The sequence below is a fragment of the Nocardia sp. NPDC060220 genome (assembly GCF_042727815.1).
Lineage (GTDB): Bacteria > Actinomycetota > Actinomycetes > Mycobacteriales > Mycobacteriaceae > Nocardia.
Window position 1 is genome coordinate 1 of sequence record NZ_JBHWZY010000200.1, and the last position, 9,328, is coordinate 9,328.

Below are 9,328 nucleotides of genomic sequence, written 5' to 3' on the forward strand. Positions count from 1 at the left end.
CCACGAAGGGGCAGCGCACGCGCTGCCCCTTCGTGGTTCTCAGACGTTGCTCTGCCGACGGAACAGCGCCCCCGCCGCGATGTACCCGACGAGCCCGATACCGGCACACCACAGCACCGCGAGTACCCAGCTGTTGCCGATCGGCGTGCCCATCGACAACCCGCGCAGCGTCTCGATCACCGGGGTCACCGGCTGATTCTCGGCGTACCAGTGCAGCCACGTCGGCATCGACGAGGTCGGCACGAACGCCGAACTCACATAGGGCAGGAACATGAACACGAAGGTGAAGCCGTTGGCCGCCTCCGGGTTCGGGGCGAGCAGGCCCAACGCGGCCGCCAACCACGACAGCGCGAACACGAACATCGCCAGCACACCGAAAACACCCAGCCAGCGCAGTGGATCGGTGGTCGGGCGAAAACCGAGCACCACCGCCACCCCGATCACGATCGCGGAGGTGATCAGATTGCGGATCACGCTCTCGGCGACGTGCCCGGTGAGTACCGCCGACCGGGCGATGGCCATGGTGCGGAACCGGTCGATGATGCCCTCGGCCACGTCGGTGGACAGCGCGAGCGCCGTGGTGGACGCCCCGAAACTCGCACACAGCAGGATGATTCCGGGTACCACGTAGTCGATGTAGGCACCGGGACCCACGTCCATGGCGCCACCGAAGACGAACACGAACATCAGCAGGATCATCACCGGCAGCACGACCGTCATGATCATGGTGTCGGGGCTGCGCAGGGTGTGGCGGATATTGCGGTCCAGCATGGTGGCCGAATCCTGCAGTGTGCGCGTGGCGTTCATGCCGCGACCTCGGTTCGTCCGGGCTGACCGGTCAACGCGAAGAACACATCGTCGAGGTCGGGGGTGTGGACAGTGAGCTGCTCGATCGCGATATCGAGTTCGGCGAAACGGTCGAGCAGCCGCTTGATCTCGACGGCGCTGCCGTCCGAGGGCACCTGCAGGGTCAGCTGTTCGGGATCGGGGTGGGCGCCGGTCGCGGTGTCGAGCGCGTTGGTCGCGGCGGTCAGCAGTTCGCGATCGGCGAAGCGGAACCGGATGTGGCCGCCCGGCACGAGGCGTTTGAGTTCGGCCGGGGTGCCGTCGGCGACGATCCGGCCGTGGTCGAGGACGGCGATCCGGTCGGCGAGCTGATCGGCTTCCTCCAGGTACTGGGTGGTGAGCAGGATGGTTGTCCCCTCGGCCGCCAATTCCCTGATGGCGGACCACAGATCGCGTCGGCTCCGTGGGTCGAGGCCGGTGGTGGGTTCGTCGAGGAAGACCATGCGTGGCTCACCCATCAGGCTCATCGCGAGGTCGAGCCTGCGCCGCATGCCGCCCGAGTAGGAGGCGACCGGTTTGTCGGCGGCGTCGACCAGGTCGAAGCGTTCCAGGAGTGCGTCGCCACGGCGTCGGGTCTCGTCCTTGCCGAGGTGCAGCAGCCTGCCGGTGAGGCGCAGGTTCTCGGCGCCGGTGAGTACCCCGTCGACGGCGGCGTACTGACCGGTGACGCCGATCAGGCGCCGGATCGTATCGGGGGCTTGCGCCAGGTCGTGTTCGAAGAGCCTGACGTCGCCGCGATCGGGCCTGCTGAGGGTGGCCAGGATGCGGACCAGCGTGGTCTTGCCCGCACCGTTGGGTCCGAGCAGGGCGAAGACGGTGCCCGCGGTGATGTCCAGGTCGAGGTCGTCCAGGACGACATGGGAGCCGTAGGTCTTGTGCAATCGGCGGATCGAGAGTGCGGGCGGTGGTGGCGATGTCATGAGTTCTCTCCGATCGGGAAACTGTTTATGTAATAAACACAGTTTATAGGCTAAACAGTTCTTGAGCGCAAGAGCGCGCGGGTTAGAGTCGAGGCGAGCAGAGGAGGCAGATGACGACGTCCGGCGACATGGCGCTACCGAAAGCGGTCGAGCTGATGTGGGGGCGCGAGCAACCCGGCGGCAGGGGGCCCAAACGCGGGCTCACCCTGGATCAGATCCTCGACGCCGCGACCGAAGTGGCCGATGCGGAGGGTTTCGCGGCGCTGTCGATGAATCGGGTCGCCAAGCAGCTCGGCTTCACCGCGATGTCGCTGTACCGGTACGTCGACAGCAAGAACACGCTGGTCGACCTGCTGATGGATCGCGTAGTGGGGGCCCCACCCGAGATCGCCGCGGGAACGCCGTGGCGGGTGGGTCTCGAGTGGTGGGCGCTGGCCGAGTTCGAGCGGCTCGGCCGTCATCTGTGGTGGTTGGACATCCCGCTGAGCAGGCCGCCGATGGGGCCGAACAACATGGCCTGGCTCGAAACCGCGTTGCAGGTTCTCGCCGAGGCGGCCGTGCCGGAGCCGATCAAGCTCCAGCTGGTGATGAACGTGTCGATGTTCGTGGTCGGTAAACGGCGGTTCCTCCGGGATCTCCAGGAGGAAGAGGGCGGCGACTTCGCCTCGGTGATGGCCAGGGTGCTCGACCCGCAGCGCTTCCCCTCGGTGTCGGCCGCCCTCTCCAACGCCGCATTCGACGATGACGATATCGACTGGGAGAGGGCCGACTTCGAGTTCGGCCTCGCCCGTTTGCTCGACGGTTACGAGGTCTTCATCGCCACCTTCGGCGACTAGACCGACAGGTCGCGGCGCAACTTCGCGACGTGCCCGGTGGCGCGGACGTTGTACTGGGCAACCTCGATCTTGCCCTTCTCGTCGACCACGAACGTCGAGCGGATCACACCCGTCACGGTCTTGCCGTACATCATCTTCTCGCCGAAGGCGCCCCATTCTTTGAGCACCTCGCGCTCGGGGTCCGAGAGCAGCGGGAAGGTCAGGCCCTCGTTGTCGCGGAACTTGGCCAGCTTGGCGGGCTTGTCGGGAGAGATGCCGAGCACCTCGAGGCCCGCGCCGCCCAGCTCGGCCAGATTGTCGCGGAAGTCGCAGGCCTGCTTGGTGCAGCCGGGGGTGCTGGCGGCGGGGTAGAAGTAGACGATCACCTTGCGGCCGCGGTAATCCGACAGCGACACGTCCTTGCCGTCGGCGTCGGGCAGCGTGAATTCGGGGGCGGTGTCTCCGGGGGAGAGGCGATGGTTGTCGGTCACCACCGCACGGTAACCGACCGGGTCCGCGAGGCGCATGGATAGACTCGGTGACGAGCAGCAAGACATATACCTGGAGGTGACGGTGGCCAAGGACGACACCGACCGGATCGAACGCGAGATCGAGATCGCGCGTACCCGGTTGGCGACCACGCTCGACGAACTGGCGGTGCGCGCGGATCCGCAACGGATCGCGGAAGACACCAAGACGATGGTGGTCGCCAAGTTGAACGAGCCGAAGGTCAAATACACGCTGATCGGAGCGGGCGCCCTTGTGGCCGGCCTGGTGCTGATCAAGATCTTCCGCCGCTGAATCAGCAGGCCGGACAACAAAAAACACCCGATGTGCCAACGAGTCACATCGGGTGTTTTTTGTGGCTTTACTGCGTGGGGCAGGCCAGGCCGTCGCCATCGGGGTCGAGGTGCGGGGAGTAGCCCGGCTCGCCACGGAACAGCGGCGCGCGGCCTGCGGCCATCGCGTCGTCGCAGCTGCGGAACGCGCCACCGGCCGAACCGGACTGGACCAGGTTGGCCGAGCCGGTCGCTCCGAGGATGGAGTCGAAGCTGGACGAACCGGTACCCGCCGAGCCCGATACCGGGTCGGCGTGGGAGACGGGAGCGGCGATCAGGGCGAGCCCTACGGCGGCAAGGCTGACGGTGAGCCGACGAACGTTCATGAATTCCTCTATGTCTGCTGCGGTTCGGGTGTGGTCACGGCCACGATGTGGCCGGTAGCCCCGTCCACCTTTGTGACGGGGCGACCGATTGTCAACCGCACGCGACCCGAGGATTCGCCGGGAGTCTCGGTCGGTTATTCACCCAGTCTGCGCCCGGTCAGGTGTTCGGCCGGGATGGTGCCCATGCGACCCGCGTTGAAATCCTCCATCGCCTCGATGATTTCCTCCCGAGTGTTCATCACGAACGGCCCGTATTGAATCACCGGTTCGCGCAACGGAGTTCCGCCGAGTAGCAGGACCTCGAGATCGCCGGTGGTGCTGTGCTGGGTGAGATCGGCGGTCAGGGTGAGGGCGTCGCCCTTGCCGAAGACCACCAGTTGCCCGGCGCTGATCGGCCTGCGATCGACGCCGACCGTGCCGCTGCCCGACAGCACATAGGCCATCGCGGTGAAGTCCTTCGGCCACGGCGTCTCCAGCTGGGCGCCGGGGACGAGCGAGGCGTGCGCGTAGGCGATCGGGGTGTAGGTGGAGCCGGGGCCGGAGAAACCGGCGAACTCACCGGCGATGACGCGCACGAGCGCGCCGCCGTCGTGCGAGCTCACCAGGGTCAGTTCGCTCGCGCGCAGGTCCTGGTAGCGCGGGGTGGCGAATTTGTTCGCCCGCGGCAGGTTCACCCACAGCTGGATTCCGTGGAACGTGCCGCCGGAGATGACGAGCTTCTCCTCGGGCAGTTCGTCGTGCAGCATGCCCGAGCCCGCGGTCATCCACTGGGTGTCGCCCTCGCCGATGACGCCGCCGCCACCTTGGGAATCGTGGTGGACCATGGTGCCGTCGAGCATGTAGGTGACGGTTTCGAAGCCACGGTGCGGGTGCCACGGCGCGCCCTTGGCCGCATACGGCTCGTAGGCGACCGGGCCCATCTGGTCGAGCAGGATGAACGGGTCGGCCGAGCGTAGGTCGACGCTGGGGAACGGCCGGGTCACCTCGAAGCCGGCGCCCTCCTGCTGGCGCGCGGCGGTGACGATCTGGCGAACCGGGCGCTGGGTCTCGGTGACATCGGGGCGGGGCAGCCGGGGCAGCACCATGATGTCGTCGACGGTGATAGCTGGCATGGGGTGCCTCCTGGGAGCTTCGTCAGGCTGTTGGTTTCCATGTCAACCAACAGAGTTCTAGAATCATTCCCGTGCCCAGATGGTTGTCCGAAGAAGAGCAGCAGACATGGCAGTCCTACATCCTCATGCGTCAGCGACTCGACGCCGTCCTGGCCGCGGGTCTGGGCGAATACGGACTATCGATGGCCGACTACGAGCTGCTGGTCCCGCTGTCGGCGGCACCCGACGGATGCCTGCGAGCCAAGGAGCTGGCCGCCCAGGTCTGCTGGGACAAGTCCCGGTTGTCCAAGCATGTGGCCCGCATGGCCGCTCGCGGACTCGTCGATCGAGTGCAGGCCGAGGACGACGCGCGCGGAATCGTCGTGTCGCTGACCGAGGCCGGCCGCACGGTGTTGCGTGAGGCCGCGCCCGAGCATGTCGAATTGGTACGGGAGGTGTTCGTCGACCGGATGACCGACGCGGAGAGCACGGCGATCCGCTCACTGGCAGGCAAAGTGATCGCGGCGAGTGAGGCCCGAAGCGATTCGGCCGGTTAACAATTCGGGCCACCGACCCGATGCGCAGTAGACAGGGCTCGAACTTCGCACGCAGGGGTGGTGGCATGAAGACAGCCGGATACATCGTTTCGATGGGCATGCTGTGTGCGTTGTCGGTCGCGGGGTGCTCGACCGAAGACGGCACCGCGCAACCGGCGACGACGACCGCTCGCGGTGGCTCGTGGGGTTCTGGTGCGCCCGCCACCGAACTGCCCGGTGCGGGCGGTCCGACGACCGCACCGGATCGGTCGCCGGTGATCACCGTCGTTCCGACGACGCCGGGCCCTCGCCCGACCGGTCAGGGCGCACCGAGCAGCCTCCCCGGCACCACCGCGCCACAGCCGCCGGTCGCGACCGACGTCGTCTCGCTGGTCGCCGTCGACGCCGCGGGTCAGCCGTCCAACGGTTTCACCGTGTCCGGCTCCACTCCGGTCGGCGTCCTCGACTGCTCCCACATGTCGCCGAGCCGCTCGGCCACCACCGCGGGCATCTACGAATGCGGTGCTTCCGCCGACTCGGCCAACGTGTGCTGGGCGGCTCCCGACAAGGCCTCCCTGCTGTGCGCGAACGATCCGTGGCAGCGCGGTCTGCGCCGGTACACCGTCGACCCGCCGGTCGCCGATATCGGCAAAACCGCGTCGCCCGAGCCGTGGGCACTCGAACTCGCCGACGGCCGCCACTGCCGCATCCGCGTCGGCGGCGCCTGGGGCGGCCGCTCCGACGGCCTGGTCGGCGCCTACTCCTGCGACGGCGGCAACGACGTCGTCCTCCAGCCGTCCACCGCCCGCACCGCCATCGACACCTCGACCAGCACCTGGCAGGTCAGGATCGGGCCACTCGGATCCGGCGCACCCGACTTCCCCGCGCCCGCGACTGTCGCCGTTCGCACCGCCTATTTCGCCGCGGTGAGCTGAGGCAGGTGCGTGGCTGTCCTCGATGTCGAGCCCGCCCTGTCGTGGCGGTACGTTGAGATATGCCCATCGCCTCGCTCAACGGCATCCAGCTCAGCTACGACGTCACCGGTTCGGGACCGCTTGTCCTGCTCGTGATGGGTAGTGGGAGTCCTGGACGTGTCTGGCGCACCTATCAGGTGCCCGCCCTGGTCAAGGCGGGGTTCACCGTCGCCACTGTCGACAATCGGGGGATCGCGCCGTCGTCGGAGTCGGCTTCGGGGATCACCATGGCGCAGCTGGTCGGTGATACCGCCGCGCTGATCGAGCACCTCGGGGCTCCGGCGCATGTGGTCGGCACCTCGATGGGCTCGCGGATCGTCGCCGAACTCGCGCTGGCCCGGCCGGAGTTGCTGCGCCGGGCGGTCATGTTCGCCGCCACCGCGCGGCCGTATCCGGTGACGAGCACCCTCAGCAAGGGCGAGCAGGCGTTGTTCGACAAGGGGATTCAGCTACCGCCGGAATACGCGGCCGCCGTCAAGGCGATGATCAATCTGTCGCCACACACTCTGGCCGATCCGGCCAAGGCGCAGGAGTGGCTCGATATCTTCGAATTCACCTCGGGGAAGGGAACCCCCGGCACTCGGGCGCAAGCGGCAATGGATCGGTCGCAGGACCGGCGGCAGGCGTATCGGGGGATCTCGGTGCCCAGCTTGGTGGTCGGGTTCGCCGATGATCAGATGGTGCCGCCGCGGTTCTGCCGGGAGGTCGCCGAGGCGATCCCGACCGCCACCTATACCGAGATCGAACGGTGTGGGCACTACGGATATCTGGAGCAACCCGACGAGGTCAACCGCATCCTGATCGAATTCCTCTCCGCTGCTCGATAATTCACCACTCACAAGGATCTTCGATGACCGATTCGCCGAACTGCCCCGCCTGTGACGACACGTTCACCTATCGGGAGATGAACGGAACGTGGGTGTGTACCAACTGCGCCAATCAGTGGGGACTGCGCCTGGTCCCGGATCTCGACGACGCCTGAGCCGAGGGCCGGTCAGCTCGTGGTCAGCGCCGACGCGGCGGCCGCGGCGATCGCGGTGGCGACGGCGGCGAGGGCGGGGGAGTGCAGTTTCCACTGCTGCCAGTACAGCGGGACATCGATGTGGGAATCACCGTCGATGTTGACCAAAGTGCCTGCGGTGCGGTCTTTCCCGGTTTGCAGGTCGGGCAGCATGCCCCAGCCGAGGCCGAGCCGCACCGCATCGGCGAACGCGCTCGACGAGGGCACGTAGTGACCCGGCGGATCGACCTGGCGACGGGTGCGCCGGCGTAGCTGGCGGAGCTGGAGATCGTCTTTGCGATCGAAGTGCACAACGGGCGCGTGGGCATACGCGGCGGAGGTCGGGCCGTCGGGGAACCAGGTGCGGACGAACCGCGGTGTCGCCGTGGGGCGGTAGCGCATCGCCCCCAGCGGGGTCACGGTGCAGCCCTGCACCGGTGTGGCGGTGGCGGTGATCGCGGCGGTCACCGTGCCGTCGCGCAGCAACCGGGTGGTGTGTTCCTCGTCTTCGCGGTGCAGGTCGAAGGAGATCCCGGCGGGCACGCTCGCGAGCGCGGGCATGACCCACGATTCTAGGGAGTCGGCGTTGACGGCGATCGGGATGCGGATCGGCCGGTCGGCGGGGGGGTCGGCATCGCCGAGTTCGCGCGCGGTGTCGCCCGCGAGCAACTCCACCTGCCGGGCCAGACGCAGCACCGTGAGCCCGGATTCGGTGGGGCGCACCGGTTTCGAGCGTTGCACCAGCACACGTCCCGCCGATTCCTCTAGCGCTTTGATTCGCTGGCTGATGGCCGACGGGGTGAGGTTGAGCCGACGGGCGGCCGCGTCGAACGTGCCCTCGGTGAGGACGGCGTTGAGGGCGCGCAACTGGTCCAGTTGGAAATCCACTGAAGTAACTCTAATGGTTGTGAAGAATCATTAGCTGGACTGAAAATTGACGACCTCTTAACGTCGAGAGCTGTGACGGCATCATCGGCGGCGTCGGCCGCCCTCTCCGGATTGGGCTTCGGGCTCTCGCTCATCGTGGCCATCGGCGCGCAGAACGCGTTCGTGCTGCGTCAGGGGGTGCGTGGGCAGCACGTGTTGCCGGTGATCGCGGTGTGCGCGGTGTCCGACATCGTGTTGATCGGCGCGGGCGTGGCCGGGTTCGGGGCAGTCGTCGAGTCGTTTCCGGCGGTGCTGACCGTCGCCCGGTACGCGGGGGCGGCCTTTCTGGTCGGCTACGCGCTGCTGGCGGCTCGGCGCGCCCTCGGTTCGTCGACCCTGATCACCGACGCGGCGGGTGCCTCGGTGGCCGTCGGTGCGTCCGTGCTCACCTGTCTGGCGCTGACCTGGCTCAACCCGCACGTGTATCTCGACACGCTGGTCCTGCTCGGTTCCTTCGCCAGCACCTACGCGGCGCCCGACCGCTGGTTCCTGGCCGCGGGGGCCATGCTCGCCAGCGTCCTGTGGTTCGGCGCCCTCGGCTACGGTGCTCGCCGGCTCGGTCCGCTCTTCGCGCGCCCGAGCGCGTGGCGTGTTCTGGATTCGCTGATCGCCGTGGTCATGCTCGCGCTGGCCGTCGGGCTGCTGCTCGCCTGAGGCGCGGCGCTAGGACTCCCACGGCTTCACCGGCGGCTTGACCCACAGCAGCTTCTCGTCGGCGTGGGTGCGCACCGCGGCGGCGTGCCCGGGGTTGCGGGCCGCCCAGGCGTCCTTCTGGTCGAGGAGGTCGGCGACCACCTGCCAGGTTTCGCCGGTGCTCGGCGGATTGGTGTCGGCGGCGCGGGCCAGCTTGCGCAGGGTGGCCGCGGGCAGGGCGAGCAGTTCGGCGCTGCGGATATCGCGTGACCACACGTAGGCGGCCATGCGGCGGGCCTTGGCGACGCGGCTGGCGGTGGCCGCGTCGGAATGCGCGTGATCGGGTGCCTGATCGGCGCTGTCTGGCACGACGGCGATTCTACGACGGAACGCCCGCGCTCCGGTCGGCGATGACCGGGGC

Annotated in this window: 14 protein-coding genes; 7 read left to right on the forward strand and 7 right to left on the reverse strand. The window is 67.8% G+C overall.

Going from position 1 to position 9,328, the window contains the following annotated elements; translation table 11 throughout:
* Window positions 1–39: 39 nt before the first annotated feature.
* On the reverse strand, window positions 40–807 hold the full coding sequence (locus tag ACFWF3_RS13035; protein ID WP_379313851.1) for an ABC transporter permease: 768 nt from the start codon (window positions 805–807) through the stop codon (window positions 40–42).
* Complete coding sequence (locus ACFWF3_RS13040; protein ID WP_379313852.1) at window positions 804–1,766, reverse strand: ATP-binding cassette domain-containing protein; 963 nt, start codon at window positions 1,764–1,766, stop codon at window positions 804–806. The genes ACFWF3_RS13035 and ACFWF3_RS13040 overlap by 4 nt, the downstream gene beginning before the upstream one ends.
* Window positions 1,767–1,876: 110 nt before the next feature.
* Here ACFWF3_RS13040 and ACFWF3_RS13045 point away from each other — a divergent pair, with 110 nt between their 5' ends.
* A complete protein-coding gene (locus ACFWF3_RS13045) occupies window positions 1,877–2,602 on the forward strand; it encodes a TetR/AcrR family transcriptional regulator (protein WP_379313853.1) in 726 nt (241 codons plus the stop codon).
* Here the strand turns inward: ACFWF3_RS13045 and bcp are convergent.
* Window positions 2,599–3,072: a thioredoxin-dependent thiol peroxidase gene (bcp, locus tag ACFWF3_RS13050; RefSeq protein WP_379225838.1), complete on the reverse strand. Its 474-nt coding sequence runs from the start codon at window positions 3,070–3,072 to the stop codon at window positions 2,599–2,601. The two genes, ACFWF3_RS13045 and bcp, sit on opposite strands and share 4 nt — an antisense overlap.
* A 34-nt stretch (window positions 3,073–3,106) precedes the next feature.
* On the opposite strand from bcp, the gene ACFWF3_RS13055 reads away from it, so the two are divergent.
* Window positions 3,107–3,382, forward strand: a complete 276-nt coding sequence (locus tag ACFWF3_RS13055; protein ID WP_379313854.1) for a DUF3618 domain-containing protein — start codon at window positions 3,107–3,109, stop codon at window positions 3,380–3,382.
* Between the two features lie 67 nt (window positions 3,383–3,449).
* Here ACFWF3_RS13055 and ACFWF3_RS13060 read toward each other — a convergent pair whose 3' ends face one another.
* Complete coding sequence (locus ACFWF3_RS13060) at window positions 3,450–3,746, reverse strand: excalibur calcium-binding domain-containing protein (protein WP_378629849.1); 297 nt, start codon at window positions 3,744–3,746, stop codon at window positions 3,450–3,452.
* A 134-nt stretch (window positions 3,747–3,880) separates the two neighbouring features.
* Window positions 3,881–4,858, reverse strand: coding sequence for a pirin family protein (locus ACFWF3_RS13065; protein ID WP_378629850.1), 978 nt, complete (start codon window positions 4,856–4,858; stop codon window positions 3,881–3,883).
* A gap of 71 nt (window positions 4,859–4,929) precedes the next feature.
* On the opposite strand from ACFWF3_RS13065, the gene ACFWF3_RS13070 reads away from it, so the two are divergent.
* From ACFWF3_RS13070 to ACFWF3_RS13085, 4 genes are all read left to right on the forward strand, one after another.
* Window positions 4,930–5,394 carry a MarR family winged helix-turn-helix transcriptional regulator gene (locus ACFWF3_RS13070; RefSeq protein WP_378994548.1) on the forward strand — a complete coding sequence of 155 codons (465 nt, stop codon included), beginning with the start codon at window positions 4,930–4,932 and terminating at the stop codon, window positions 5,392–5,394.
* Window positions 5,395–5,459: 65 nt separating this feature from the next.
* Window positions 5,460–6,308: a hypothetical protein gene (locus ACFWF3_RS13075; RefSeq protein WP_378994546.1), complete on the forward strand. Its 849-nt coding sequence runs from the start codon at window positions 5,460–5,462 to the stop codon at window positions 6,306–6,308.
* A 59-nt stretch (window positions 6,309–6,367) separates the two neighbouring features.
* Window positions 6,368–7,174: an alpha/beta fold hydrolase gene (locus tag ACFWF3_RS13080; protein ID WP_379313855.1), complete on the forward strand. Its 807-nt coding sequence runs from the start codon at window positions 6,368–6,370 to the stop codon at window positions 7,172–7,174.
* Between the two features lie 23 nt (window positions 7,175–7,197).
* Window positions 7,198–7,329 (forward strand): hypothetical protein, encoded by a 132-nt coding sequence (locus ACFWF3_RS13085; RefSeq protein WP_378994542.1) that lies wholly within the window; start codon window positions 7,198–7,200, stop codon window positions 7,327–7,329.
* Window positions 7,330–7,341: 12 nt separating this feature from the next.
* On the opposite strand, the gene ACFWF3_RS13090 is transcribed toward ACFWF3_RS13085, so the two are convergent.
* The gene (locus tag ACFWF3_RS13090; protein WP_379313856.1) at window positions 7,342–8,235 is read right to left on the reverse strand and encodes a LysR family transcriptional regulator ArgP; all 894 of its coding nucleotides are present in this window, start codon (window positions 8,233–8,235) and stop codon (window positions 7,342–7,344) included.
* 72 nt (window positions 8,236–8,307) lie between these two features.
* On the opposite strand from ACFWF3_RS13090, the gene ACFWF3_RS13095 reads away from it, so the two are divergent.
* Window positions 8,308–8,928, forward strand: coding sequence for a LysE/ArgO family amino acid transporter (locus ACFWF3_RS13095; RefSeq protein ID WP_379313857.1), 621 nt, complete (start codon window positions 8,308–8,310; stop codon window positions 8,926–8,928).
* 9 nt (window positions 8,929–8,937) lie between these two features.
* Here ACFWF3_RS13095 and ACFWF3_RS13100 read toward each other — a convergent pair whose 3' ends face one another.
* Window positions 8,938–9,276: a hypothetical protein gene (locus tag ACFWF3_RS13100; RefSeq protein ID WP_378994536.1), complete on the reverse strand. Its 339-nt coding sequence runs from the start codon at window positions 9,274–9,276 to the stop codon at window positions 8,938–8,940.
* Window positions 9,277–9,328: the final 52 nt, after the last annotated feature.

Excerpts from the sequence above, each read along its gene's own strand:
- ACFWF3_RS13080 (WP_379313855.1), top strand. The coding sequence starts at position 6,368 with ATGCCCATCGCCTCGCTCAACGGCATCCAGCTCAGCTACGACGTCACC.
- ACFWF3_RS13085 (WP_378994542.1), top strand. The coding sequence starts at position 7,198 with ATGACCGATTCGCCGAACTGCCCCGCCTGTGACGACACGTTCACCTAT.
- ACFWF3_RS13045 (WP_379313853.1), top strand. The coding sequence starts at position 1,877 with ATGACGACGTCCGGCGACATGGCGCTACCGAAAGCGGTCGAGCTGATG.
- ACFWF3_RS13055 (WP_379313854.1), top strand. The coding sequence starts at position 3,107 with ATGGATAGACTCGGTGACGAGCAGCAAGACATATACCTGGAGGTGACG.
- ACFWF3_RS13060 (WP_378629849.1), bottom strand. The coding sequence starts at position 3,746 with ATGAACGTTCGTCGGCTCACCGTCAGCCTTGCCGCCGTAGGGCTCGCC.
- ACFWF3_RS13065 (WP_378629850.1), bottom strand. The coding sequence starts at position 4,858 with ATGCCAGCTATCACCGTCGACGACATCATGGTGCTGCCCCGGCTGCCC.
- ACFWF3_RS13075 (WP_378994546.1), top strand. The coding sequence starts at position 5,460 with ATGAAGACAGCCGGATACATCGTTTCGATGGGCATGCTGTGTGCGTTG.
- ACFWF3_RS13040 (WP_379313852.1), bottom strand. The coding sequence starts at position 1,766 with ATGACATCGCCACCACCGCCCGCACTCTCGATCCGCCGATTGCACAAG.
- ACFWF3_RS13035 (WP_379313851.1), bottom strand. The coding sequence starts at position 807 with ATGAACGCCACGCGCACACTGCAGGATTCGGCCACCATGCTGGACCGC.